Here is a 25,635-nt window from a genome sequence, read left to right as displayed (position 1 = left end):
ATTTATCCCCCTAATAGCGAGAATTGTCAGTTTTTTTATTTTCCTGTCTTTTCATTGTAGGTAATCAATGATAGAATTAATGGGAAATGGGATGTTCGGTGGAGGTGCTTGTTTTGTACGCGAAGGAATTGGTAGAAGTAGAAGAAGTGGTAATTGACATACCAAATGAGCTAGTTACTCAATTTGAAAGAACGTTTGGACGCAATACTGAGAGTGGTTATATGATGGCGTATTTGGCGACTCAAAAATATACAAAGCATATGCAACCAAATCAAATACGGGAAGCTTTAATAAAGGGCTATGTGGAAATGTCGCAAATTAATCTGACAATTTGCAGTGAGTGCTTGCATGCAGAGTATGAAGCGGAACATATGGTGGAGCGTCTCGTAAGCGGGGGATGACAAGTTGATTGTAAAACGTGGAGACGTTTTTTTTGCTGACCTATCACCAGTGGTAGGTTCAGAACAAGGCGGGACTAGACCCGTGCTTATTATACAAAATGATATTGGAAATCGTTTCAGTCCAACTGTCATAATAGCTGCAATAACTGCGCAAATTCAAAAAGCAAAATTACCTACACATGTAGAAATCGATGCGAAAAAGTATGGTTTTGAACGCGATTCGGTAATTTTGCTTGAGCAATTGCGTACAATTGATAAGTCACGATTAACAGATCGGATTACTCAGCTTGACACAAAACTAATGCAGGAAGTCGATATCGCGCTCAATATTAGTTTAGGACTCGTAAAATTTTAATACATAAAAAAAGCATCGAAACTTATGGTTTCGATGCTTTTTATTATCTTCACAATAATATTATTTTATAAATAGTAGCTGTAATCATGTAAAAATATAACAAATAGTTTACAATAAATACATCGAGTATTTATATAGATATACTTCTAATTAAAAATAATTTTGAAATCAAATTTAAGTTATAAACATACCGTATGCTATAATAAAAAAGATTAATAATTCCGAAAATTGATAATGTGTATTAACTCCTTATAATGAAAATGTAGGAAATTGGAGGCACTATGATGAAGACGAAATCTACCGTAGAGATTATAACAGAATGGGATATTGTAGCTGCACGCCAACTTGGACGAAACGAAGCGAAAGCTATTGGCTTTGGCGCGGTAGATCAGGCTCGAATTACGACTGCAATTAGTGAACTTGCCAGAAATATATATTTATATGCCAGGGCAGGGGAAGTGACAATCGAGCGTATTAGCGAGGGCGTGAAAGTTGGTATTCGTATTACAGCGGCAGATAAAGGACCCGGAATAAATAATATAAAAAAAGTAATGGAAGATGGTTATTCCACTTCCGGGGGGCTAGGTGCAGGGCTGCCAGGTGTTAAAAGATTAATGGATACGATGGATATCCAATCCTCTGTTGAAAAAGGAACGACTATAATTATTGAAAAATGGGTTTAGTAGGATGTGATAAAATTTGAAAGAGCTGCAAATGCAATATCAAAAAATATTATCGGACTTTTTATCAAATCAAACGGAAAGGAATTTATATATTGGCCAAAACTTTATTCGCCAGTTAATCCAGAAGAAAGTAGCTCCGGAAGAAGTTATAAATATTCACAAACATGCGATGGAGCAACTCTATCCTGACTTACCCGAATATATTTCGCATAGCTATGATTTTTTAATTGAGATTATGGTCCATTTTGGTTTAACCTTAAAAGAGCATCAAAGTTTGTTAGAACAGCAGGAAGAACTGCGTATGGAGATGAATGTTGCTACAAAAATTCAAAATATGATATTGAGCACGGAAATTCCCAAATTTAAAGATATTGATATCGGAATGGTATCAATACCGATACGGAAGATGAATGGTGATTATGTTCATTTTTTGGGAGATAAATCGAATGTGAGTGTAGCGGTAACGGATGTTGTAGGGAAGGGTGTTCCGGCAGCGCTTTGTATGTCGATGGTAAAGTACGGTCTTGATACACTTGAATGCTCTAATAATGCACCGTCTCATATTTTGGGAGTGTTAAATCGAATTATTGAAAAAAGTGTAGATGATAGTATGTTTGTCTCAATGTTTTATGGAACTTACAATGTCGAAAATGGTAAATTTACATACGGTTCAGCTGGTCATGAGCCCTCTTTATATTATAATTCCAGTAAAAGAACTTTTTTCGATTTAGAATCAAAAGGATTACTTTTGGGTGTTATGCCCGAAGTTAAATATCCACAATACGAAGTTCAGCTCGATGAAGGCGATTTCATCGTAATGATGACAGATGGCGTAACAGATTTCCGGAAACAGGGGGAACTGGATCCACGGGATGTAATTAAAAACATAGCATTGAGTTATCGTCACTTTACGGCTCAGGAAATGTGTGAAAAAATGTATGCATACTTAAAGAGTCTGCCGGAGTTTGATTTAGAGGATGATTTTACAGTCGTCATTTTTAAAAAATAAATAATTATATGTTTAGTTACCTAGGGTTTTGGGTAATGTAATTAAGTTTATAGATGGAGGTGTCTAATAATGAATGTGAATGTTCAATTTAGAGAAGATGGTAATGTTTTGCGAGGCTATATCGAGGGTGAAATCGATACTTATACAGCTCCGGTATTGCGTGAAGAATTGGAAACGGTGCAAATTGTTGAAGGCCGTGTAATTGAGTTGGACTTATCAAAAGTAAATTATATGGATAGTACAGGTTTAGGGATTTTTGTTGCGTTTTATAAAAAGGTGACAAGGGACAATGCATCACTTAAATTAGTGGGCTTATCAAATCGTTTAGTTAGATTGTTTGAAATTACAGGATTAAGTGAACTGATGAGTATTGAGACAGACGAGGAATTGGAGTTGAAATAATGAAGGCATTTGACTATATTGAAATTCGAGTACCTGCCAAGTCGCAATATGTAAGTGTAATCCGTCTGACAATTTCAGGATTAGCGATGCGAGTTGGATTTACTTATGATGAAATTGAAGATTTAAAAATAGCTACAAGTGAAGCGGTAACAAATGTTGTCCACCATGCATATAAAGCCAACGAAGATGGTGAAGTTGTAATTGGATGTGCATTATTTGAAAACAAAATTGAAATAATGGTAGCTGATTATGGTGTAAGTTTTAATTTTGAAGAAGTAAAATCAAAGATTGGTCCATATCACGAAGATGAAAACGTAGCCCTTTTACGTGAAGGGGGATTAGGAATTTTTTTAATGGAAACTTTAATGGATGAAGTGAAATTAACTAACGAAGGTGGCGTCACTGTTTTCATGACGAAGTATGTCTCGAGAGAGCAGGTGAAAGGAAATGTCGAAAGAATCACTACCTAAAAATTCATCAAAAGAAGAAGTACTAAATTGGATTGCCGAATATCAAGACAATGGCAGTGAAGAAGCACAGACAAACCTTGTGCTTCATTATCAACAATTGGTAGAGTCGATTGCTCGCAAATACTCCCATGGTAAATCTTATTATGATGATATTGTACAAGTCGGTATGCTTGGCTTGTTAGGTGCAATCCGACGTTTTGACCCTTCTTTTGGCCGGAGTTTTGAGGCGTTTGCAGTTCCAACGATTGTGGGGGAAATAAAGCGCTTTTTACGTGATAAAACATGGGACGTGCATGTTCCTAGACGAATAAAAGAATTAGGACCTAGAATTAAAGCGGCAGTAGAAGCATTGACTACTTCGCTACAACGTTCTCCTTCAATTACTGAGATTGCTGATTATTTAGAGGTTCAGGATGAAGAAGTATTAGAGGCAATGGAGATGGGACGAAGCTATCAAGCGTTATCAATGGATCACTCGATTGAATCTGATTCGGATGGAAGTACAGTAACATTATTTGATGTTGTCGGAAGAGAAGATGTCGGATATGAAGCGACAAACCGCCGAATGCTTGTTGCGGATGCGATGAATGTATTAAATGAGCGTGAGCGACAAATTATCCAGTTAACCTATTTAGAACAATTAAGTCAAAAGGAAGCTGGAGAAAGACTCGGTATTTCACAAATGCATGTTTCAAGAATTCAGCGAAAAGCTGTGAAAAAATTACAGGATGCCATTGCAGCAAGTGGTGGCGTATCTTTATAAAAAAGTTTGAGTCTACTAGATAAGTAGGCTCTTTTTTTACGGGAATTTGATCGATAATTGGGAAAATACTTATCCATAAGTGATACACTAAAGGCAGTTTAAAATTTAAAGGAGTGGCATAATGGAGCAACAAAAAATGTTACAGATAATCGCCAAAGATGCGAATGTAGAACCAAAACAAGCGCAAGCAGTTATTGGGTTATTAGAAGAGGGCAATACCGTACCTTTTATTGCACGCTACCGAAAAGAAGTTACAGGTTCCTTGGATGAAGTTCAAATTAAGGCAGTAGAAGACCGCTACCATTACATACAACAACTCGAAACACGTAAAGAAGAAGTAGTTCGCTTGATTGATGAGCAAGGGAAGTTAACCGAGGAGTTACAAGCATCAATTAATGCAGCAACAGTTTTACAACGAGTGGAAGATTTATACCGTCCGTATAAGCAAAAACGCCGTACCAAAGCGACAATTGCAAAAGAGCGTGGCTTAGAACCGTTGGCAGAACAAATATTAAAATTTAGTAAGCAATCTTTAGAACAGCTTGCGAATCCGTTTTTAAACGAAGAACAAGGTGTAATAACGATTGAAGACGCATTGACAGGTGCGCGTGACATATTAGCGGAGCGATTTGCAGATGATGCTACAGTTCGCGAAAAACTACGTACTCTTTCTTGGCGAGAAGGAAAGCTCGTGACTATGTTGAAAAATGCGGATAAGGATGAGAAGCAAGTATTTGAAATGTATTATGAATATGAGGAACCTGTCCACCGAATGGCCCCGCACCGTACATTGGCGGTGAATCGTGGGGAGAAAGAAGAAGTATTAAGAGTTTCAATTGAAGTACCTGTAGATAAAGCCACTGCTCAAATGGAAAATCATTTTATTCCTAGAAACTTTATAGGCCCGTCTGTGAATGAAGTTAAATCAGCGATTACTGATAGCTATAAACGTTTAATTAAACCATCCATTGAGAACGAATTGCGGGCGGAACTTACTTCAAAAGCTGAGGCACAAGCAATTCACATTTTTTCGGAAAACTTGAGAAATCTATTATTGCAGCCTCCAATGCGCGGAAAAGTTGTTCTAGGTGTAGACCCTGCTTACCGTACAGGTTGTAAACTAGCGGTAGTTGATGAGACAGGGAAAATGATTGAAGTTGGGGTTATTTATCCGCATACAACATCAGATCCATCAAAAGCAAAAGAGGCTGTTAAAGCATTACTGAAAAAATATCCAATTAGTATTATTGCGATAGGGAACGGTACAGCATCTCGTGAAACAGAGCAATTTATTGCGGAGTTATTGAAAGAAACTGATGGGGATATTGCCTATGTTATTGTAAATGAAGCAGGGGCATCGGTGTATTCAGCATCGGAAGTGGCACGTGCGGAATTCCCGAATCTACAAGTAGAGCAACGTAGTGCCGTATCAATTGCACGCCGTTTACAGGATCCACTATCCGAGTTGGTGAAAATTGATCCGAAAGCTGTCGGTGTAGGTCAGTACCAGCATGATGTATCTCAAAAACAGCTAGCTGAATCATTGACGTTCATTGTAGAAACTGCAGTAAACCAAGTGGGGGTTGATGTGAATACGGCATCTGCATCACTTTTACAATATGTATCAGGGCTATCCAAAACAGTGGCTGAAAATATTGTAGCTATGCGAAGTGAAAATGGATCATTCTCTTCACGGACACAGCTTAAAAAGATACCGCGTTTAGGTGCCAAAACCTATGAGCAAGCAATTGGCTTTTTACGTATTTCAGAAGCAAAAAACCCATTGGATGCAACCGGCATTCACCCAGAGAGCTATAAATTGGCTGAAGCAATATTGGAGGCAGCGGGGGTAACAAAAAAAGATGTAGGTACGCAAAAGGCAGAAGAGGCTATTAATAAATTAAGTTTATCGACATTAAGTGAAACACTAAATGTCGGAGAAGTAACCTTGAAGGACATTATTGATACTTTAATAAAGCCAACCCGTGATCCTCGAGATGCATTTCCACAGCCTTTACTAAAAACGGATGTATTGCAGATGGATGATTTACAAGTAGGAATGGAATTGCAAGGAACTGTTCGAAATGTTGTGGATTTCGGAGCGTTTGTGGATATTGGTGTAAAACAAGACGGTCTAGTTCACATATCTAAATTGCAGAAGGGCCGGGTAAAGCATCCGTTAGATGTCGTATCATTAGGTGACATTGTGACGGTATGGGTAGAAAAGGTAGAAGCAAGTAAAGGGCGTATTTCATTAACGATGCTCTCACCGGAAAATCAACTAAACGTGTAAAGTAAATAAATATCAATTATAATAAAAAGCGCATAAATTAATATGTGCTTTTTTATTATGTGTGGGGAGGTAGCGTATGACAGATGAACAACTTCAAGAACTTGTAGAACAGTTATCTAATGAATATTTTAACCGACCTTTTGTTCATAAAGCGTATTTTAATAGTCGTTTAAAAACAACGGGTGGACGGTATTTATTAAGTAGTCATAATATAGAGCTCAATAAAAAGCTTTATGATCATTTCGGTTTACAAGAGCTCAAGGGGATTATCTTACATGAACTTTGCCATTATCATTTACATATTTTAGGAATGGGCTATAAGCATCGAGATGCGGATTTCCGAAATTTATTGAAAAAGGTCGGAGCGCCAAGATTTTGTTCTACAATAGAGCAGCCAAATAAACCTCTAAAGAAAAAGGCAATTCATATGTATAGTTGTGTAAATTGTGGGCAGATTTATAAAAGGAAAAAAAAGATGGATGTAAAAAAGTACTCTTGTAGCATTTGCCGAGGGAAAATTAAATTTTTGCGAAGTGAACTTTAACTTAATAAGATGTTTAGATAGTAGAAGATAAAGGAAAAGATTAATTGTGAGCTTTTCAGATGAATATGTTTTTTTGTATATATAATAGGAAATAAATTATTTTTAAAAAAAATTATTAAAAAGTGTTGACGAAACTTATTTCGATATCTATAATAGTAAAAGTCGACAAGATGATGTCGCTAAGAAGTTATTATTCCGAAGTAGCTCAGTTGGTAGAGCATCCGGCTGTTAACCGGCAGGTCGCAGGTTCGAGTCCTGCCTTCGGAGCCATTGTAGGCCCGTTGGTCAAGTGGTTAAGACACCGCCCTTTCACGGCGGTAACACGGGTTCGAATCCCGTACGGGTCACCACTTTTAATTTCATATTATAATTATAGTTTACTTATGGTCCCGTGGTGTAGCGGTTAACATGCCTGCCTGTCACGCAGGAGATCGCCGGTTCGATCCCGGTCGGGACCGCCATTTATTGGGGTATAGCCAAGCGGTAAGGCAACGGATTTTGATTCCGTCATGCCCTGGTTCGAATCCAGGTACCCCAGCCATTTTGGAGCCATTAGCTCAGTTGGTAGAGCATCTGACTTTTAATCAGAGGGTCGAAGGTTCGAGTCCTTCATGGCTCACCAGTTTTCATATTGACAAATTATTTTAAAGATGTATAATAATTAAAGTCGAATGAAGCGGTCGTGGCGGAATGGCAGACGCGCTAGGTTGAGGGCCTAGTGGGGGCAACCCCGTGGAGGTTCAAGTCCTCTCGGCCGCACCAAGTAACTTTTAACTTGCGCCCGTAGCTCAATTGGATAGAGCGTCTGACTACGGATCAGAAGGTTATGGGTTCGACTCCTGTCGGGCGCGCCAAAAAACATAAAATAATAAAATGCGGGTGTAGTTTAGTGGTAAAACCTCAGCCTTCCAAGCTGATGTTGTCGGTTCGATTCCGATCACCCGCTCCAGTTTTTTTAAAAAACTGTTGACATTCACAAAAGGATGTTGTATGATATAAAAGTTGTCGCTAACGACAATACAATGAACCTTGAAAACTGAACAAGCAACGTTAAGGAAACAAGCTTCTTAAATGAAGCAAACAATAGATTTTAACTTTTAATTAAGTTAAATCGCTAGCAAAGCAAATGAGCTTTCAAACTACTTTTATGGAGAGTTTGATCCTGGCTCAGGACGAACGCTGGCGGCGTGCCTAATACATGCAAGTCGAGCGGACGAATTTTTGGTGCTTGCACCGAATTTTCGTTAGCGGCGGACGGGTGAGTAACACGTGGGTAACCTACCTTGTAGATTGGGATAACTCCGGGAAACCGGGGCTAATACCGAATAATACTTTTAAACACATGTTTGGAAGTTGAAAGACGGTTTTGCTGTCACTATAAGATGGACCCGCGGCGCATTAGCTAGTTGGTGAGGTAACGGCTCACCAAGGCAACGATGCGTAGCCGACCTGAGAGGGTGATCGGCCACACTGGGACTGAGACACGGCCCAGACTCCTACGGGAGGCAGCAGTAGGGAATCTTCCACAATGGACGAAAGTCTGATGGAGCAACGCCGCGTGAGTGAAGAAGGATTTCGGTTCGTAAAACTCTGTTGCAAGGGAAGAACAAGTAGCGTAGTAACTGGCGCTACCTTGACGGTACCTTGTTAGAAAGCCACGGCTAACTACGTGCCAGCAGCCGCGGTAATACGTAGGTGGCAAGCGTTGTCCGGAATTATTGGGCGTAAAGCGCGCGCAGGTGGTTCCTTAAGTCTGATGTGAAAGCCCCCGGCTCAACCGGGGAGGGTCATTGGAAACTGGGGAACTTGAGTGCAGAAGAGGATAGTGGAATTCCAAGTGTAGCGGTGAAATGCGTAGAGATTTGGAGGAACACCAGTGGCGAAGGCGACTGTCTGGTCTGTAACTGACACTGAGGCGCGAAAGCGTGGGGAGCAAACAGGATTAGATACCCTGGTAGTCCACGCCGTAAACGATGAGTGCTAAGTGTTGGGGGGTTTCCGCCCCTCAGTGCTGCAGCTAACGCATTAAGCACTCCGCCTGGGGAGTACGGTCGCAAGACTGAAACTCAAAGGAATTGACGGGGGCCCGCACAAGCGGTGGAGCATGTGGTTTAATTCGAAGCAACGCGAAGAACCTTACCAGGTCTTGACATCCCGGTGACCACTATGGAGACATAGTTTCCCCTTCGGGGGCAACGGTGACAGGTGGTGCATGGTTGTCGTCAGCTCGTGTCGTGAGATGTTGGGTTAAGTCCCGCAACGAGCGCAACCCTTATTCTTAGTTGCCATCATTCAGTTGGGCACTCTAAGGAGACTGCCGGTGATAAACCGGAGGAAGGTGGGGATGACGTCAAATCATCATGCCCCTTATGACCTGGGCTACACACGTGCTACAATGGACGATACAAACGGTTGCCAACCCGCGAGGGGGAGCTAATCCGATAAAATCGTTCTCAGTTCGGATTGTAGGCTGCAACTCGCCTACATGAAGCCGGAATCGCTAGTAATCGCGGATCAGCATGCCGCGGTGAATACGTTCCCGGGCCTTGTACACACCGCCCGTCACACCACGAGAGTTTGTAACACCCGAAGTCGGTGAGGTAACCTTTATGGAGCCAGCCGCCGAAGGTGGGATAGATGATTGGGGTGAAGTCGTAACAAGGTAGCCGTATCGGAAGGTGCGGCTGGATCACCTCCTTTCTAAGGATTATTTCGGAATCATTCCCTCGGGGAATGAAACATTAACGTTTGCTGTTCAGTTTTGAAGGTTCATTCTTAATTGAATGGAATACTTCAAAACACTTGCTCCTGCGGTTACTCGTCGCAAATATGCGAAGAAGTAAGACAGGAAGCATATTCGTTCTTTGAAAACTGGATAAAACGACATTGAAAGCAATAAAACAAATTTCTATTTTATAGAAATGTAACAAGTCAAGCAATTGACGTGTAAACTTAAATCTTGGATTTTATCCAAGTGTTAACTTTTGGTTAAGTTAATAAGGGCGCACGGTGGATGCCTTGGCACTAGGAGTCGATGAAGGACGGCACTAACACCGATATGCCTCGGGGAGCTGTAAGTAAGCTTTGATCCGGGGATTTCCGAATGGGGGAACCCACTATCTTTAATCGGATAGTATCTACACGTGAATACATAGCGTGATGAGGACAGACGCAGGGAACTGAAACATCTAAGTACCTGCAGGAACAGAAAGAAAATTCGATTCCCTGAGTAGCGGCGAGCGAAACGGGAAGAGCCCAAACCAAAGAGCTTGCTCTTTGGGGTTGTAGGACACTCTATACGGAGTTACAAAAGAATGAGTTAGACGAAGCGACTTGGAAAGGTCCGCGAAACAAGGTAAAAGCCCTGTAGTCAAAAGTTCATTCCCTCCAGAGTGTATCCTGAGTACGGCGGAACACGTGAAATTCCGTCGGAATCCGGGAGGACCATCTCCCAAGGCTAAATACTACCTAGTGACCGATAGTGAACCAGTACCGTGAGGGAAAGGTGAAAAGCACCCCGGAAGGGGAGTGAAATAGATCCTGAAACCGTGTGCCTACAAGTAGTTAGAGCCCGTTAATGGGTGATAGCGTGCCTTTTGTAGAATGAACCGGCGAGTTACGATTACGTGCGAGGTTAAGTTGAGAAGACGGAGCCGCAGCGAAAGCGAGTCTGAATAGGGCGAATTAGTACGTGGTCGTAGACCCGAAACCAGGTGATCTACCCATGTCCAGGGTGAAGGTGAGGTAACACTCACTGGAGGCCCGAACCCACGCACGTTGAAAAGTGCGGGGATGAGGTGTGGGTAGCGGAGAAATTCCAATCGAACCTGGAGATAGCTGGTTCTCTCCGAAATAGCTTTAGGGCTAGCCTCGTGATTGAGAATACCGGAGGTAGAGCACTGTTTGGACTAGGGGGGCATCTCGCTTTACCGAATTCAGACAAACTCCGAATGCCGGATATTTATACACGGGAGTCAGACTGCGAGTGATAAGATCCGTAGTCAAGAGGGAAACAGCCCAGACCACCAGCTAAGGTCCCCAAGTAATCGTTAAGTGGAAAAGGATGTGGCGTTGCTTAGACAACCAGGATGTTGGCTTAGAAGCAGCCATCATTTAAAGAGTGCGTAATAGCTCACTGGTCGAGTGACGCTGCGCCGAAAATGTATCGGGGCTAAACGATTCACCGAAGCTGTGGATGCATACTTTGAGTATGCGTGGTAGGAGAGCGTTCTAATAGCGTTGAAGTCAGACCGGAAGGACTGGTGGAGCGATTAGAAGTGAGAATGCCGGTATGAGTAGCGAAACATGGGTGAGAATCCCATGCACCGTATGACTAAGGTTTCCTGAGGAAGGCTCGTCCGCTCAGGGTTAGTCGGGACCTAAGCCGAGGCCGATAGGCGTAGGCGATGGACAACAGGTTGATATTCCTGTACCACCTCCTCACCGTTTGAGAAATGGGGGGACGCAGTAGGATAGGGTAAGCACGCCGTTGGTTGCGCGTGTTCAAGCAGTAAGGCGTGTATGTAGGCAAATCCGCATACTATAACGTTGAGCTGTGATGACGAGCTCTTTAGAGCGAAGTTCCTGATTTCACACTGCCAAGAAAAGCCTCTATCGAGGTGAGAGGTGCCCGTACCGCAAACCGACACAGGTAGTCGAGGAGAGAATCCTAAGGTGTGCGAGAGAACTCTCGTTAAGGAACTCGGCAAAATGACCCCGTAACTTCGGGAGAAGGGGTGCTTCTTTGGGTGCATAGCCTAGAGAAGCCGCAGTGAATAGGCCCAGGCGACTGTTTAGCAAAAACACAGGTCTCTGCAAAACCGTAAGGTGACGTATAGGGGCTGACGCCTGCCCGGTGCTGGAAGGTTAAGAGGAGCGGTTAGCGCAAGCGAAGCTGTGAATTGAAGCCCCAGTAAACGGCGGCCGTAACTATAACGGTCCTAAGGTAGCGAAATTCCTTGTCGGGTAAGTTCCGACCCGCACGAAAGGCGTAACGATCTGGGCACTGTCTCAACGAGAGACTCGGTGAAATTATAGTACCTGTGAAGATGCAGGTTACCCGCGACAGGACGGAAAGACCCCGTGGAGCTTTACTGTAGCCTGATATTGAATTTTGGTACAACTTGTACAGGATAGGTAGGAGCCAGAGATCCCGGAGCGCCAGCTTCGGAGGAGGCGTCGGTGGGATACTACCCTGGTTGTATTGAACTTCTAACCCATGCCCCTTAGCGGGGTAGGAGACAGTGTCAGGCGGACAGTTTGACTGGGGCGGTCGCCTCCTAAAGAGTAACGGAGGCGCCCAAAGGTTCCCTCAGAATGGTTGGAAATCATTCGAAGAGTGTAAAGGCATAAGGGAGCTTGACTGCGAGACCTACAAGTCGAGCAGGGTCGAAAGACGGGCTTAGTGATCCGGTGGTTCCGCATGGAAGGGCCATCGCTCAACGGATAAAAGCTACCCCGGGGATAACAGGCTTATCTCCCCCAAGAGTCCACATCGACGGGGAGGTTTGGCACCTCGATGTCGGCTCATCGCATCCTGGGGCTGTAGTCGGTCCCAAGGGTTGGGCTGTTCGCCCATTAAAGCGGTACGCGAGCTGGGTTCAGAACGTCGTGAGACAGTTCGGTCCCTATCCGTCGTGGGCGTAGGAAATTTGAGAGGAGCTGTCCTTAGTACGAGAGGACCGGGATGGACACACCGCTGGTGTACCAGTTGTCTTGCCAAAGGCATCGCTGGGTAGCTATGTGTGGACGGGATAAGTGCTGAAAGCATCTAAGCATGAAGCCCCCCTCAAGATGAGATTTCCCATTACGCAAGTAAGTAAGACCCCTGAAAGACGATCAGGTAGATAGGTTCGAGGTGGAAGTGCGGTGACGCATGTAGCTGACGAATACTAATCGGTCGAGGACTTAACCACATTTTATTGCACAAATTCAATGAACCGTTTATCCAGTTTTGAAAGAATGATTCTTTCAAAGGGTTCCAAGACATAAGCTGTATTGGAAGCCGAAAATAGTGAAGTGATGATGGCAAAGAGGTCACACCCGTTCCCATACCGAACACGGAAGTTAAGCTCTTTAGCGCCGATGGTAGTTGGGGGCTTCCCCCTGTGAGAGTAGGACGTCGCTTCGCACACGCAAAACCACTGAATTTTCAGTGGTTTTTTTGTCGACAAAAAATAGAGGGAGAAATTCCGCTTATTTAGAAATTAAAATATAAAAAGACGAAAATAAACGGAAGAATTCCGCCTATTGATCACAAAAATAGAATTACACACACTTTTTCCATGAATAACCGGAAATTTGACCTTTATTTATAGCTTAAACTAGTGCCCATCTACAAATAACCGGAAAAACGTCGCTTATCTTATCTTATTTTCTGTTGATGGCAGGATCATATCCCCATCCACTAGTGCCAATATAAAACACTCCAAAAGCAAACTTATAAGTTTAGTAGCTGTTGCTTGAAAATAATTGATTGTTTAGTTAAAGTCATAGTCATAGCAAAAGGAGGAATTAAAGTAATGAAGGCACTTTTTGAAAAGGTTAAGTTAAATGAAAAGATTGAACTTAGAAATCGTTTTGTAATGGCCCCAATGACAACATATTCGGCTAACGAAGATGATACAGTTTCTGATGAAGAGATTGCTTATTATAAAGAACGTGCTTCAGGAGCTGGCATGATTATTACGGCATGTGCTTATGTTGCGGCAAATGGAAAGGCATTTCCGGGGCAAATAGCAGCTCATGAGGATCACTATATCCCAAGCTTACAAAGGATTGCACAAGCTATTCAACAAGGTGGTGCTAAGGCGGTACTGCAAATTCATCATGGCGGTCGTCAGTCACTTCAGCACTTAGTTCCAAATGGCGATGTTGTAAGCGCAAGTGCAGCAATTACAATAGAAAAAAATGAAGCTCGACCATTAACACTCGATGAAACGAAACAAATTATTAAGGCATATGGAGAAGCAACAAGACGAGCAATTCAAGCAGGCTTTGATGGTGTTGAGATCCATGGAGCGAATACGTATTTAATTCAGCAATTCTACTCAGCATTTACAAATAAAAGAACCGATGAATATGGTGGTACCATTGAAAAACGTATGCGATTCCCTTTAGAGATAGTGGAAGAAGTTCTAAAGAATAAAAATATGTATGCAGATGAGTCGTTCATAGTTGGCTATCGATTCAGTCCAGAAGAGCCAGAGGAAGATGGGATTACGATGGATCATACAATTATGTTAGTAGATGAATTAGCTAAAACAGAGCTAACTTACTTGCATATTTCACTTGGTGATTTCCGCTCTGAGACACACCGCTATGAAAAAGGACAACAAAATCGTATCTCCGCTATTCAAAGCTTATTAGATGGAAGAAAACCTTTAATTGGTGTTGGTTCCATTTATACTGTTGAAGAGGCAGAGCATGCATTACAGCTAGGGTCAGATTTAGTTGCGCTCGGTCGTGCATTACTTATTGAACCTCACTGGGTTGAAAAAGTGCAAAAGGGAGAGAAGGTTAATACAGCATACAATGAAAACGTTGATACTGTACTTCCAAGCCCATTACTGAAAAGACTGCAATCTAGACCAGGGTGGGTACCAGGTTTTTAATCAAAGTTCATTTAGTTTATTACAAGAGGTTTAGTAAAAGGGGAATTCCTTTACTAAACCTTTTTTATGCTACAGAAATGTTTTATAGTGCGATATTACGGGAAAAGTCCGCTATATACATAAGTAAAGGAGGGATACTGATGAATAAAAAGGGTTTTATTATCTACCTATCTATTTGTCTGGTTTTCTTTCTAATGATGCTCGTTTCTGCATGTACTGATGAAATTTTGGAAATTGAAGAAGGTAATGCGTTTACGTGGCAGAAGTACATGAACGAAGAGGAATTTAATAAGCTGGAAGAAGGTATGTCGTATCTGGAGGTAGTGAGGGTTACGGGAGGTGCCGGTGAAGAAATAGATAATGGAGTTTTTGAATGGAATGATGAATTTTTAATGACACAGGCTTATCGTCTGCAATTTAAAGAGGATGGTTTAGTCCAAAAAGAAATAGTAGAACGAAAAGGTAACTCTTCACGTTAAAATGGATCTTATAGGCATTTTGCTTATAAGATTTTTCTTTTTATATAGATTTATCCTGTAAACATCCATCTAAAAGTGATACATTTTGAACAATTGCCTCAGTTCAAGTAAACTAGAGGTAATGGATTTTTTTGTGGAAGGAAGCAACTTTAAATGATATACGAAAAATATATAGAAACACTTGAGGAGACGCAAGCACTTGCGATAAGGCTGGCGAGTTTAGTTCAATCTCAATATACAATTACGCTTGAAGGCGATTTAGGTGCTGGTAAAACGACTTTTACACAGAGCTTTGCAAAAGGTCTTGGTGTAAAACGTACAGTTAATAGCCCAACTTTTACGATTATGAAACAGTATGAAGGACGAATTCCACTGAACCATTTAGATGTCTATCGTTTAGCCGATAGCGATGAAGATTTAGGGTGGGAGGAAATCTTTTTTGGTGATGCGGTAACAGTAGTTGAATGGGCGCATTTGATTGAAGAGGATTTACCAGAAGAACGTTTAGCAATAGAAATTACACGTATTGATGAAACGAAACGTAAATTTGTATTGAAACCAATTGGCGAAAAATATATTCGCCTTTGTGAGGAGTTATTAAAATGATTTGGTTAGGAATTGAAACAGCAAATGCACCGCTTTCAGTTGCAATAGTAAAGGAAAATAAAGTGCTAGTAGAAGTGGTACAAAATATAAAGTTAACACATTCAGTTGGAGCAATGCCCGCAATTGAAGAAGTAATAAAAAAGGCAGGATTAGTACCAGCAGATATCGAGGCTGTTGCTGTTTCGGAAGGACCTGGCTCCTATACCGGTGTCCGTATTGGTGTTACCCTTGCCAAAACTTTAGCTTGGTCACTAAAAAAACCATTAGTAGGAGTTTCCAGCTTAAAAGTGCTGGCTGCCAATGCCCGTATTTCTAATTATGCGATTTGTTCTTTAATCGATGCGCGCCGTCAAAATGTATATGCAGCGGTTTATGAATCAGGTAGTTTAAATACAGTGATTGAAGATTATCACGATCATATAGACGGATTATTACTTAAACTTCAACAACTTAATCGTCCAATTTTATTTATAGGGAGCGATGTTGAAGTATACTTTGAAAAAATTCATCATGTATTAGGTGATTTAGCCATAAGAGCACCTTATACAATGGATTTACCGAGAGCTTCCGAGCTAATAGCATTAGCTCAGCAAATGCCATTACCGAACATTGAATCCACTCATACATTTGTTCCCCAATATCGCCGTATTGCAGAAGCAGAAGCGAACTGGATTAAGGAACAAAAAAAGGAGCAACACTAATGGTACAGTATCGTAAAATGGTGATTGACGATGTTCCAGCTGTCCATGCAATAGAGCTTGCCACATTTCCAACACCATGGACGTTGGAGTCGTTTTATTATGAAATGACAGAAAATCAATTTTCTCATTACTTAATAGCCGAAAACGAGACAGGTGACATTATCGGCTTTTGTGGAATTTGGCTTGTTATTGATGCAGCTCAAATCACAAATGTAGCTGTTGTGAACTCTGTACGTGGTCAAGGTATCGGTGAAGGGTTGATGCGTGAGGCGATGCGAATAGCCAAAGAAGCTAATATGGACGTCATGAGTTTAGAAGTACGTGTAACAAATACGGTTGCACAAAATTTATATCGCAAGCTTGGATTCCAAGAGGGTGGGCTTCGTAAAGGCTACTATACGGATAATCATGAAGATGCGTTAGTAATGTGGGTGAAATTATAATGGATAACTATATATTAGCAATAGAGACAAGCTGTGATGAAACGGCAGCAGCAATCATTAAAAATGGAACAGAAATTATTTCAAATGTCGTGTCATCGCAAATTGACAGTCATAAACGCTTTGGAGGTGTTGTACCTGAAATTGCGTCACGCCATCATGTAGAACAGGTAACAATTGTATTAGAAGAAGCATTAAATCAGGCAAATATGGAACCAAAAGATTTAACTGCTGTAGCGGTAACAGAAGGTCCAGGTCTAGTAGGAGCTTTATTAATCGGGATTAATGCGGCAAAAGCTTTTTCATTTGTTCACGGCTTACCGTTAATTGGAACTCATCATATTGCAGGGCATATTTATGCAAACAATTTAGTACAGCCGATGGAATTCCCATTGTTAGCATTAGTTGTGTCAGGCGGACATACTGAACTGGTCTTAATGCGTGAACATGGCTTATTTGAAGTAATCGGTGAAACTCGTGATGATGCGGCTGGAGAAGCCTATGATAAAGTAGCACGTGTATTAAATATGCCATATCCAGGTGGACCCCATATTGACCGTTTGGCTCACGAAGCAACTGAGGCTGTACCTTTTCCTCGTGTTTGGTTGGAGGAAGGATCCTATGATTTTAGCTTTAGTGGCTTAAAATCGGCTGTTATTAATTACAAGCATAATATGGATCAGCGCGGGGAAGAAATTATTCCTGAAAAAGTCGCAAAAGGATTCCAAGATAGTGTTGTGGAAGTATTAACAGCGAAAACAGTACGCGCGGCACGAGAATATCATGTGAAGCAAGTTATTGCAGCTGGTGGCGTATCGGCAAATAAAGGGCTACGTACAGCATTGGAGAAAGCATTTAAAGAAGAAGGTATTCCGTTTTTCGTACCACCGTTAAAATTATGTACAGATAATGCTGCTATGATTGGTGCAGCTGCCTATCAAATGTATCAAGCAGGTATTCGTGGGGATTTAGCTATGAATGGCCGTCCTGGTATGGAACTAAATAGTTGGAAATAAGGACCAAAAGCATGATAGAACGGAATTATATTATTTCCGTTCTATCATGCTTTTTTTATGGGAAAAAATAAAGGGATAATTGTTTTAGTGTATTGCAATAATATAAGAAAGTCGAAACTAATAATTTATGGTAGATAAATCTCATTTATAACAAGATTTTATTCAATGTTGAATTTTTCTGAAAATTATCCACAGATAAAGTTAATTAATCACAAAAAAGTTGTACGAACATGCGTACTTATGCACAAAGTGTTAATAACTTGTGGAAAACATGTGACTTATCTATATATAGTGGTGTCTTTTTCACATCGGATTGTGTATAACTTTGATTTTAATTGTGGATAATGTGGAAAACTATGTTGATATGTTGGTAGAACTAGATTTGTAATGTGTATAAAATTGTGGAGAAATTTGTAGAAATTTGGCGTATTGACCTATATATATGATTATTATGTTGATAGGCAAATTATAGAATTAGTATTATACAATAATAATGAGAACTAGAGTTACTTACAAAAGAGGCTACAGTAAAAAAGAGTGCCCAAAATTTCTTTTGGACACTCCTTTACTATAGTTGTTCTAGTTCGTCATTTAGTTCAAGCCATTCCATCTCAAGTTCCTCGTGTTGCTGCTTTACTTCATTTAATTCAGATTGTATCGATAATGTTTTTTCATGGTCTGAGTAAATGGCAGGATCACAAAGTTGCTCTTCAAATGTTGCAATAGTGTCAGCCAATGCACCCATATTTACTTCGATTTCCTCGACAGCACGGCGAATTTGGCGTTCTCTCTTTTTCGTATCTTTATCAATCATAGATGTCGATTTCATTTGAGTATTTTTTTCTGCCGCATTTTTTTCAGTTGCAGGTGTTTGCATAGCAGCCAGCTCTTGAAGTTCTTCTTTTTTCTCTAAATAATAGTCATAGTCTCCTAAATATTCAAAAGAACCTGTGCTGGATAGTTCAATAACTTTAGTTGCGATCCGGTTAATGAAGTAACGGTCGTGTGAAACGAAAAGAAGCGTCCCTGGATAATCGATTAATGCATTTTCCAATATTTCTTTACTGTCTAAGTCCAAATGGTTTGTAGGCTCATCTAGTACAAGAAAGTTAGATTTTTGCATCATTAATTTTGCCAGTGCAAGACGTGCTTTTTCGCCACCGGACAGTGAGTTTACAGATTTCGCCACGTCATCGCCACTAAAAAGGAAGCGCCCCAAAATATTGCGGATATCTTTTTCGTTTAATAATGGCCATTCATCCCAAAGTTCACTTAATACAGATTTATTGGAATGGAGTTTTGCCTGTTCCTGATCATAGTAGCCAATTTGGACATTCGTACCGTAACGAATATCTCCTGCAAGTGCCTGTATATCTTTAACGATTGTTTTTAATAAGGTAGACTTGCCGACACCATTCGGTCCGACAAGGGCAATGCGGTCTTCCCTAAATACGCGCATTCGAATATTTGTCGAAATTTCCTTTTGGGAGAAGCCGATTGATAAATCATCAATGGATAGTACATCATTTCCACTTTGACGCTCAATAGTAAAACCAAAGTTCGCACTTTTTTCATCGCCATCAGGAGAGTCCATCCAATTTGTTTTTTCCAATACTTTACGACGGGACTGGGCCATTTTTGTTGTCGAGGCACGAGCTAAGTTTTTTTGAATGAATGTTTCAAGCTTTGATTTTTCATCCATTTGGCGTTCATACATTTTTAAGTCCCGCTCATAATTTTTTGCCTTTTCTTCTAAATAACCACTGTAATTCCCAACATATTTTGATACTTTCGTTCGTGATACTTCATAAACGATCGACACAACCTGGTCTAAAAAGTATCGGTCATGGGAAACGATTAAAATTGCACCTTCATACCCTTTTAAATACCCTTCCAGCCATGACAATGTCTCAATATCCAAATGGTTTGTCGGTTCATCCAAAATCAGTAAATCCGGCTTTGATAAAAGAAGCTTCGCAAGGGCTAGGCGTGTCCGTTGTCCGCCGGAAAGTGAGCGAATCGGCTTATCATAGTCCTCAGGAAAAAACTGCATCCCATGTAATACGGAACGTGTATCGGCTTCATATTGGTAGCCACCTGCATCTTTGAAGTCATGCTGTAATTGGTCATATTCTCCAGTAACACGTGTATATTGTTCAGTGTTTTCATAGATGCTTGGATCTGCCATTTGTTTTTCTAACTGGCGCAGCTTCTGTTCTTGATTTTGTAGGCTTGAAAAAATTGTCATCATTTCGTCCCAAATTGATAGTTCTGAATCGATTCCTGCATGTTGCTCCAGGTAGCCGAGTCGTATATCTTTCGGAATAATAATTTCACCTGAGTCGTAACTCATTTGCCCAGCAATTATTTTTAATAACGTTGATTTCCCTGCACCGTTTCGACCGACTAATGCAATACGATCACGGTGTTGAACTTCCAACTTTACACCACTTAAAATTTCATCGGTAATAAAGGATTTATATAATTGATTTACTTGTAAGACAATCATTTTTACACCTCAGTTTCTCCTATTTAGTTTAATGGATGGGAACATCGTACGCAACGATGGATACTTTACTTGTTGCTAGTAGTTTAGTAAGATTAACTTGCTTCTGCTCAAATAGGGAGAGCTCAGGCAAAGAGTGCTGGATTATGTAGCAACACCTGAATGACCAACATAATGTTGGCCTAACAATTTTCAAATGTACATAGGAGGAGAATGTGTGAAACCAGATATAAAAATTCCACAAGCAACGACAAAAAGACTTCCTCTTTATTATCGGTTTTTAAAAAACTTCTCAAATGAAGGTAAAAAGCGTATTTCATCACAAGAATTAAGTGATGCGATGAAAATAGATTCAGCAACGATTCGACGTGATTTTTCTTATTTTGGGGCACTCGGTAAAAAGGGGTATGGCTATGACGTACAATATTTGCTAGAGTTTTTCCGTCAAACATTGGACCAGGACGAAGCGATGAATGTCGCGTTAATAGGAGTCGGTAACCTAGGGAATGGTCTACTAAAATATAATTTCCAAAAAAATCATAATACACGTATTGTTGTCGCATTTGATACGAAAGCACCTCTTGAAGGAACGACAGTTAGCGACATCCCTGTATTCCATCCAGATCGTTTAGAGGAAATGTATGAAGAATTTGGCGCAGAGTTAGCCATTCTTACTGTCCCATCACGATCTGCCCAAATGATGACAGACCGTCTTGTTAAAATGAATGCAAAAGGGATTTTAAACTTCACGCCTGTACGATTATCCGTACCCGATACATTAAAAGTAATGAACATCGATTTATCGGTAGAATTACAGGCACTTATTTATTTAGTGCGAAATTCAGGTTAGTAACAAATTGTTCACATTACTATAAATAGCAAATTCTAGTTAATTACTGTAAAATGTACATAATAATAGAGGAGGTGGCTATAGTGGTTGTGCATTTAAATGCGATTGGACCGGTGAGCCTAATTATCATTGGACTTATTGCTTTATTAATTTTTGGACCAAAAAAATTGCCATCATTAGGTCGTGCGATGGGGACTACTTTACGCGAGTTCCGTAGCGCTACGAAAGGCTTGACAGATGACGATGATGATTTTGATAACAAGAAAAAAGTTATTGAACATAAAGATAATGAAAAAAATGACGTTAAGTAAATAAGGAAGTCTTACTATGAATTCAAGAGAATTAACTGTAGTTGAACATATGGAGGAGCTTAGAAAGCGCTTGTTTTTCGTGGCGATTTTCTTTGTAATGGCTCTTTTTATAGGGTTTTATACAGCTAAACCACTAATTCGACACATTCAACGTAGCGATTTAGCTGCTAGTTTTTCCATGAATGCATTTAGTCCGGCAGATCCTTTAACTGTTTATTTACAAGTAACCTTTATTGTGGCAGCAGTCATTGTGTCTCCGCTTTTGCTTTATCAGCTATGGGCTTTTATTACTCCTGGCTTGCATGAAATGGAACGTAAAGCGACGTTGAAGTATATCCCTTATGCATTTGTTTTAGGTATTGGAGGAATTGCCTTTGCCTACTATATATTATTCCCATTTATTATGCGCTTTATGACGGATTTATCGGCAGACTTGAATATTACACAAACAATTGGTATTAACGAATTCTTCTCTTTTTTAATCAAGCTGGTAGTACCGTTTGGTATACTATTTCAATTGCCTGTTGTTACATTGTTTATATCCCGTCTTGGCATTATTAATCCTAAGCTCATGATAAAGTTTCGTAAGTATGCCTACTTTGTATTAATCGTTATTTCAGTACTGTTGGCACCGCCTGATTTAGTATCGAATATTATAATTGCGATTCCGCTTTTTATTTTATATGAGATCAGCATTGTCATTTCGCGTATCGGCTATCGGAAATACGAAGCGGCCGAAAAGGAACGTATACTGGAAGAGGAAGAACGTGAACGTGAGCTGCAAGTAGAAGAGCTGCTTGAACAGCAACGTCGACAAATGGAGCAAATGAATAGTTAAGGTAAAACGCTATCAAAAGGGGTAGCGTTTTTTTATTGTAAAATACTGCAGTCCATATTTATGGAATTGAAAAACCCGCTATTCAATCTATAGCGGGTTTGAAAAATTACACTTGAAACTTATCTGCATTCATCTGCACAAATGTCACGAACCCATTTAAAAGAATATGGGCGATAATCGGTGTGAGAAGTCGCTTTGTTTTATAATATAAAAATGAAAAAATCATACCACAAATGGTATAAAGTAAAATGTGAGTGAAGTCCATATGAATGGCTGCAAAGATGATAGCACTAATAATGCTCGCAATCCAGAAGTTATAATTTTGAATAATTGAACCGAAAATAACGCGACGGAATACGAGTTCTTCCAAAACTGGTCCTAGAAATACGGTAGCAACAATCATGATAGGTGCTACTTTTGTGACATTCATAATTGCTTCTGTATTTTCTGAACCCATATCAATTCCTAAGGCGAGCTCTATATACGCTCCAATAGTTTGCCCTAAAAATACGAGGAAAAATCCAATAATCCCCCAACCGATGGATGACCCAATCGACGCTTTTTCCCCTTTAAAAACATCCCAAAATTGCTTATTGCGGGAGATCAAAATAAAACTCACGACAAATGCGACCCCAAATGCTATTGTTGTCCACCAAGCCTGTAATTTAATTATACGGTCTTGCTCAGATACACCAGAAAAAAGTTGTAAAAGGGAATCTTTTAAACTAGGAATGAATATAAGTAATAAGACTGATAATTGACAAATGATATAAGTTAATAACACATAAAATGCAGTTTTCTGTGTTTTAAACTTAGAAGATGAGGTAGACGTCACGGATTAATAACCTTCTTTCTAATTGTTACAGCATGAAATTCTACACAAAAATCGTGTGAAATGCCGTATTTTTTATTATACATTTAACTAAGGACTATTATGATATAGCCATTAGCATACATTACTTCTTTATTGTAGAGGAATTTAGCAATAAAACAAAATTTTTTAAAGCACATACTTGCAAAAAAATATAGAATTCATTAAACTAATAAATGTGTTAGCACTCGACAATTGAGAGTGCTAAAAAGAAAATTTCTTTAGGAGGTTGTTTCAATTGTTAAGACCATTAGGAGATCGCATCATTATCGAACTTGTTGAGGTAGAGGAAAAGACGGCATTTGGTATCGTTTTACCCGACTCAGCAAAAGAAAAACCACAAACTGGTAAAGTAGTGGCAGTAGGTACAGGTCGTGTTCTTGACAACGGCACTCGTCTTGAGCTTGACGTAAAAGAAGGCGACGAAATTATCTTCTCTAAATTCTCTGGTACGGAAGTGAAGTACGACGGCGTAGAATATTTAATTATACGTGAGAGCGATGTACTTGCAATTGTCGGATAATTCCAAATTAAAACGTAATTATGCAGCTAGTTTTACATATTAAACTTTGCTAGCTGCTCATCTTCATAAAAAATATATTTAAATAATAGATCGCAAATTTTAGGAGGAAAATGAATTATGGCAAAAGATATTAAGTTTTCAGAAGAAGCACGTTCATTAATGGCATCTGGTGTAGATAAATTAGCTAACGCTGTAAAAGTAACTTTAGGACCTAAAGGACGTAACGTTGTTTTAGAGAAAAAATTCGGTTCTCCACTTATTACAAATGACGGTGTATCAATCGCCAAAGAAATTGAATTAGAAAATGCATTTGAAAATATGGGTGCAAAATTAGTAGCTGAAGTTGCTTCTAAAACGAATGAAATTGCTGGTGACGGTACAACTACTGCAACAGTTTTAGCACAGGCTATGATTCGTGAAGGTCTTAAAAACGTAACAGCTGGTGCTAATCCAGTAGGTATTCGTAAAGGGATGGACAAAGCGGTTGCAGCTGCATTAACAGAGCTTCAAGCGATTTCACGTCCAGTAGAAAATAAAGAATCAATCGCACAAGTAGCGGCAATCTCTTCAGCGGATGAAGAAATCGGTCAATACATTGCAGATGCGATGGAGCGCGTAGGAAACGACGGCGTTATTACAATTGAAGAATCAAAAGGTTTTACAACAGAATTAGATGTAGTGGAAGGTATGCAATTTGACCGTGGCTATGCATCACACTACATGGTAACAGACACAGATAAAATGGAAGCGGTACTAGATAACCCATTCATTTTAATTACAGATAAAAAAATCGCTAACATTCAAGAAATTTTACCAGTGTTAGAGCAAGTAGTACAACAAGGTCGTCCAATTTTAATTATTGCTGAAGATGTTGAAGGGGAAGCTCTTGCAACATTAGTAGTAAATAAATTACGTGGTACATTCAACGCAGTAGCTGTAAAAGCTCCAGGCTTCGGTGACCGTCGTAAAGCAATGTTAGAAGATATTGCTGTATTAACGGGTGGACAAGTAATTACTCAAGATCTTGGCTTAGATTTAAAATCAGCTGATTTATCATCTTTAGGTCGTGCTGCTAAAGTTATCGTATCAAAAGATAACACAACAATCGTTGAAGGTGCTGGTAACACAGATGCAGTAGCTGGTCGTGTAAACCAAATCCGCGCACAACTTGCTGAAACAACTTCAGAATTTGATAAAGAAAAATTACAAGAGCGCTTAGCAAAATTAGCTGGTGGTGTTGCAGTAATTAAAGTTGGTGCAGCAACAGAAACAGAATTAAAAGAGCGCAAATTACGTATTGAAGATGCATTGAACTCAACACGTGCAGCAGTAGAAGAAGGTATCGTATCAGGTGGTGGTACAGCACTTCTAAATGTATACGCAGCAGTTGAAAAAGTATTAGAACAAGTAGAAGGCGATGTAGCAACAGGTGTACGTATTATTTTACGTGCATTAGAAGAGCCAGTACGTCAAATTGCTGAAAATGCTGGTTTAGAAGGTTCAATTATCGTTGACCGCCTAAAACGTGAAGAAATTGGAATCGGTTTTAACGCAGCAACAGGCGAGTGGGTAAACATGATTGAAGCAGGTGTAGTTGACCCAGCAAAAGTTACACGTTCAGCATTACAAAATGCAGCTTCTGTAGCTTCACTATTCTTAACAACTGAAGCAGTAGTTGCAGATATTCCAGAACCAGCTGGCAGCGGTATGCCGGATATGGGCGGCATGGGTATGCCAGGGATGATGTAATTCGTAATTAATCATTATCCGAAATTAATATAGAAAACCTTAATTGGAGTTAAAACATCGTATGATTATGAAGTCATACGATGTTTTTTGTCTAAAATAAGGTTCATCACCATAAGTTGGGGATGACAAAATTGCCGACTCGCGATAGCACAAGCGGCTTGATTAGGTGTTTTTTACTTCACTTTATAACGAGGGCAAAATTTTGGGATTGG

22 protein-coding genes, 8 tRNA genes and 3 rRNA genes are annotated in these 25,635 nt (G+C 40.1%); 31 read left to right on the top strand and 2 right to left on the bottom strand.

The genetic code is table 11. The annotated features are described in order from the left end of the window. The first annotated feature begins 113 nt into the window (after positions 1–113). The 26 genes from MHH95_RS02815 to tsaD all read left to right on the top strand — a co-directional run bounded on the left by MHH95_RS02815 (position 114) and on the right by tsaD (position 17,775). Positions 114–401 carry a transcriptional regulator gene (locus MHH95_RS02815; protein ID WP_191701345.1) on the top strand — a complete coding sequence of 96 codons (288 nt, stop codon included), beginning with the start codon at positions 114–116 and terminating at the stop codon, positions 399–401. Positions 402–405: 4 nt separating this feature from the next. Continuing rightward, on the top strand, positions 406–756 hold the full coding sequence (locus MHH95_RS02810; protein WP_191701344.1) for a type II toxin-antitoxin system PemK/MazF family toxin: 351 nt from the start codon (positions 406–408) through the stop codon (positions 754–756). Positions 757–1,040: 284 nt separating this feature from the next. Next, a complete protein-coding gene (locus tag MHH95_RS02805; protein ID WP_191701343.1) occupies positions 1,041–1,439 on the top strand; it encodes an anti-sigma regulatory factor in 399 nt (132 codons plus the stop codon). A 16-nt stretch (positions 1,440–1,455) separates the two neighbouring features. Next, positions 1,456–2,448 carry a PP2C family protein-serine/threonine phosphatase gene (locus MHH95_RS02800; RefSeq protein WP_340726370.1) on the top strand — a complete coding sequence of 331 codons (993 nt, stop codon included), beginning with the start codon at positions 1,456–1,458 and terminating at the stop codon, positions 2,446–2,448. A 69-nt stretch (positions 2,449–2,517) separates the two neighbouring features. Further along, positions 2,518–2,850: an STAS domain-containing protein gene (locus MHH95_RS02795; RefSeq protein ID WP_191701341.1), complete on the top strand. Its 333-nt coding sequence runs from the start codon at positions 2,518–2,520 to the stop codon at positions 2,848–2,850. Further along, positions 2,850–3,320, top strand: a complete 471-nt coding sequence (gene rsbW / locus MHH95_RS02790) for an anti-sigma B factor RsbW (protein WP_191701340.1) — start codon at positions 2,850–2,852, stop codon at positions 3,318–3,320. Before MHH95_RS02795 ends, rsbW begins: the two co-directional genes overlap by 1 nt. After that, a complete protein-coding gene (gene sigB / locus MHH95_RS02785) occupies positions 3,298–4,083 on the top strand; it encodes an RNA polymerase sigma factor SigB (RefSeq protein ID WP_191701339.1) in 786 nt (261 codons plus the stop codon). The genes rsbW and sigB overlap by 23 nt, the downstream gene beginning before the upstream one ends. 121 nt (positions 4,084–4,204) lie before the next feature. Beyond that, positions 4,205–6,376 (top strand): Tex family protein, encoded by a 2,172-nt coding sequence (locus tag MHH95_RS02780; RefSeq protein WP_340726369.1) that lies wholly within the window; start codon positions 4,205–4,207, stop codon positions 6,374–6,376. Positions 6,377–6,452: 76 nt separating this feature from the next. Continuing rightward, the gene (locus MHH95_RS02775) at positions 6,453–6,920 is read left to right on the top strand and encodes a SprT family protein (RefSeq protein WP_340726368.1); all 468 of its coding nucleotides are present in this window, start codon (positions 6,453–6,455) and stop codon (positions 6,918–6,920) included. A 194-nt stretch (positions 6,921–7,114) separates the two neighbouring features. Then, positions 7,115–7,190 (top strand) — tRNA-Asn (locus tag MHH95_RS02770). Positions 7,191–7,195: 5 nt separating this feature from the next. Further along, a tRNA-Glu gene (locus MHH95_RS02765) sits at positions 7,196–7,270 on the top strand. Positions 7,271–7,305: 35 nt separating this feature from the next. Further along, a tRNA-Asp gene (locus MHH95_RS02760) sits at positions 7,306–7,381 on the top strand. A 5-nt stretch (positions 7,382–7,386) separates the two neighbouring features. Beyond that, positions 7,387–7,461, top strand: a tRNA-Gln gene (locus MHH95_RS02755). A 5-nt stretch (positions 7,462–7,466) separates the two neighbouring features. Continuing rightward, positions 7,467–7,542: transfer RNA gene (locus MHH95_RS02750), tRNA-Lys, on the top strand. 54 nt (positions 7,543–7,596) lie between these two features. Next, positions 7,597–7,682 (top strand) — tRNA-Leu (locus MHH95_RS02745). Between the two features lie 15 nt (positions 7,683–7,697). Then, positions 7,698–7,774, top strand: a tRNA-Arg gene (locus tag MHH95_RS02740). 21 nt (positions 7,775–7,795) lie between these two features. Continuing rightward, positions 7,796–7,869, top strand: a tRNA-Gly gene (locus MHH95_RS02735). A gap of 195 nt (positions 7,870–8,064) precedes the next feature. Then, positions 8,065–9,620: ribosomal RNA gene (locus MHH95_RS02730) — 16S ribosomal RNA — on the top strand. A gap of 286 nt (positions 9,621–9,906) precedes the next feature. Then, positions 9,907–12,835, top strand: a 23S ribosomal RNA gene (locus tag MHH95_RS02725). Between the two features lie 99 nt (positions 12,836–12,934). Then, positions 12,935–13,050, top strand: a 5S ribosomal RNA gene (rrf, locus tag MHH95_RS02720). The 16S, 23S and 5S rRNA genes sit together here with 8 tRNA genes alongside, the layout of an rRNA operon. A gap of 391 nt (positions 13,051–13,441) precedes the next feature. Beyond that, positions 13,442–14,533, top strand: a complete 1,092-nt coding sequence (locus MHH95_RS02715; RefSeq protein WP_340726367.1) for an NADH-dependent flavin oxidoreductase — start codon at positions 13,442–13,444, stop codon at positions 14,531–14,533. 140 nt (positions 14,534–14,673) lie between these two features. Next, entirely contained in the window at positions 14,674–15,012 is a 339-nt protein-coding gene (locus tag MHH95_RS02710) for a hypothetical protein (RefSeq protein WP_340726366.1), read from the top strand. Between the two features lie 153 nt (positions 15,013–15,165). Further along, complete coding sequence (gene tsaE, locus MHH95_RS02705; RefSeq protein ID WP_340726365.1) at positions 15,166–15,618, top strand: tRNA (adenosine(37)-N6)-threonylcarbamoyltransferase complex ATPase subunit type 1 TsaE; 453 nt, start codon at positions 15,166–15,168, stop codon at positions 15,616–15,618. Next, positions 15,615–16,319 carry a tRNA (adenosine(37)-N6)-threonylcarbamoyltransferase complex dimerization subunit type 1 TsaB gene (tsaB, locus tag MHH95_RS02700; RefSeq protein ID WP_340726364.1) on the top strand — a complete coding sequence of 235 codons (705 nt, stop codon included), beginning with the start codon at positions 15,615–15,617 and terminating at the stop codon, positions 16,317–16,319. The genes tsaE and tsaB overlap by 4 nt, the downstream gene beginning before the upstream one ends. After that, on the top strand, positions 16,319–16,762 hold the full coding sequence (gene rimI / locus MHH95_RS02695) for a ribosomal protein S18-alanine N-acetyltransferase (RefSeq protein WP_340726363.1): 444 nt from the start codon (positions 16,319–16,321) through the stop codon (positions 16,760–16,762). The genes tsaB and rimI overlap by 1 nt, the downstream gene beginning before the upstream one ends. Continuing rightward, entirely contained in the window at positions 16,762–17,775 is a 1,014-nt protein-coding gene (tsaD, locus tag MHH95_RS02690; protein WP_340726362.1) for a tRNA (adenosine(37)-N6)-threonylcarbamoyltransferase complex transferase subunit TsaD, read from the top strand. The genes rimI and tsaD overlap by 1 nt, the downstream gene beginning before the upstream one ends. Before the next feature lie 568 nt (positions 17,776–18,343). Here tsaD and MHH95_RS02685 read toward each other — a convergent pair. Next, positions 18,344–20,284, bottom strand: a complete 1,941-nt coding sequence (locus MHH95_RS02685) for an ABC-F family ATP-binding cassette domain-containing protein (RefSeq protein WP_340726361.1) — start codon at positions 20,282–20,284, stop codon at positions 18,344–18,346. Positions 20,285–20,498: 214 nt separating this feature from the next. Here MHH95_RS02685 and MHH95_RS02680 point away from each other — a divergent pair, with 214 nt between their 5' ends. From MHH95_RS02680 to tatC, 3 genes are all read left to right on the top strand, one after another. Further along, a complete protein-coding gene (locus tag MHH95_RS02680) occupies positions 20,499–21,131 on the top strand; it encodes a redox-sensing transcriptional repressor Rex (protein ID WP_191701832.1) in 633 nt (210 codons plus the stop codon). Between the two features lie 83 nt (positions 21,132–21,214). After that, positions 21,215–21,442: a twin-arginine translocase TatA/TatE family subunit gene (tatA, locus tag MHH95_RS02675; RefSeq protein ID WP_318245232.1), complete on the top strand. Its 228-nt coding sequence runs from the start codon at positions 21,215–21,217 to the stop codon at positions 21,440–21,442. Positions 21,443–21,458: 16 nt separating this feature from the next. Further along, a complete protein-coding gene (tatC, locus tag MHH95_RS02670; RefSeq protein WP_340726360.1) occupies positions 21,459–22,280 on the top strand; it encodes a twin-arginine translocase subunit TatC in 822 nt (273 codons plus the stop codon). A 106-nt stretch (positions 22,281–22,386) separates the two neighbouring features. Here tatC and MHH95_RS02665 read toward each other — a convergent pair whose 3' ends face one another. Further along, positions 22,387–23,115, bottom strand: coding sequence for a CPBP family intramembrane glutamic endopeptidase (locus MHH95_RS02665; protein ID WP_340726359.1), 729 nt, complete (start codon positions 23,113–23,115; stop codon positions 22,387–22,389). 274 nt (positions 23,116–23,389) lie between these two features. On the opposite strand from MHH95_RS02665, the gene groES reads away from it, so the two are divergent. Together groES and groL are read left to right on the top strand one after the other, a co-directional pair. Continuing rightward, on the top strand, positions 23,390–23,674 hold the full coding sequence (gene groES, locus MHH95_RS02660) for a co-chaperone GroES (protein ID WP_191705257.1): 285 nt from the start codon (positions 23,390–23,392) through the stop codon (positions 23,672–23,674). 117 nt (positions 23,675–23,791) lie between these two features. Then, on the top strand, positions 23,792–25,423 hold the full coding sequence (gene groL, locus MHH95_RS02655; RefSeq protein ID WP_191701827.1) for a chaperonin GroEL: 1,632 nt from the start codon (positions 23,792–23,794) through the stop codon (positions 25,421–25,423). The last annotated feature ends 212 nt before the right edge of the window (positions 25,424–25,635 follow it).

Origin of the sequence: Solibacillus sp. FSL K6-4121 (genome assembly GCF_038002585.1) — a bacterium.
In the GTDB taxonomy this organism is placed as follows: Bacteria; Bacillota; Bacilli; order Bacillales_A; family Planococcaceae; genus Solibacillus; species Solibacillus faecavium.
Note: the sequence above shows the minus strand (reverse complement) of the source record. Positions and strands in the feature narration are given on the sequence as shown.

Excerpts from the sequence above, each read along its gene's own strand:
- MHH95_RS02805 (WP_191701343.1), top strand. The coding sequence starts at position 1,041 with ATGAAGACGAAATCTACCGTAGAGATTATAACAGAATGGGATATTGTA.
- MHH95_RS02795 (WP_191701341.1), top strand. The coding sequence starts at position 2,518 with ATGAATGTGAATGTTCAATTTAGAGAAGATGGTAATGTTTTGCGAGGC.
- rsbW (WP_191701340.1), top strand. The coding sequence starts at position 2,850 with ATGAAGGCATTTGACTATATTGAAATTCGAGTACCTGCCAAGTCGCAA.
- sigB (WP_191701339.1), top strand. The coding sequence starts at position 3,298 with ATGTCGAAAGAATCACTACCTAAAAATTCATCAAAAGAAGAAGTACTA.
- MHH95_RS02780 (WP_340726369.1), top strand. The coding sequence starts at position 4,205 with ATGGAGCAACAAAAAATGTTACAGATAATCGCCAAAGATGCGAATGTA.
- MHH95_RS02775 (WP_340726368.1), top strand. The coding sequence starts at position 6,453 with ATGACAGATGAACAACTTCAAGAACTTGTAGAACAGTTATCTAATGAA.
- MHH95_RS02715 (WP_340726367.1), top strand. The coding sequence starts at position 13,442 with ATGAAGGCACTTTTTGAAAAGGTTAAGTTAAATGAAAAGATTGAACTT.
- MHH95_RS02710 (WP_340726366.1), top strand. The coding sequence starts at position 14,674 with ATGAATAAAAAGGGTTTTATTATCTACCTATCTATTTGTCTGGTTTTC.
- tsaE (WP_340726365.1), top strand. The coding sequence starts at position 15,166 with ATGATATACGAAAAATATATAGAAACACTTGAGGAGACGCAAGCACTT.
- tsaB (WP_340726364.1), top strand. The coding sequence starts at position 15,615 with ATGATTTGGTTAGGAATTGAAACAGCAAATGCACCGCTTTCAGTTGCA.
- rimI (WP_340726363.1), top strand. The coding sequence starts at position 16,319 with ATGGTACAGTATCGTAAAATGGTGATTGACGATGTTCCAGCTGTCCAT.
- tsaD (WP_340726362.1), top strand. The coding sequence starts at position 16,762 with ATGGATAACTATATATTAGCAATAGAGACAAGCTGTGATGAAACGGCA.
- MHH95_RS02685 (WP_340726361.1), bottom strand. The coding sequence starts at position 20,284 with ATGATTGTCTTACAAGTAAATCAATTATATAAATCCTTTATTACCGAT.
- tatC (WP_340726360.1), top strand. The coding sequence starts at position 21,459 with ATGAATTCAAGAGAATTAACTGTAGTTGAACATATGGAGGAGCTTAGA.
- groL (WP_191701827.1), top strand. The coding sequence starts at position 23,792 with ATGGCAAAAGATATTAAGTTTTCAGAAGAAGCACGTTCATTAATGGCA.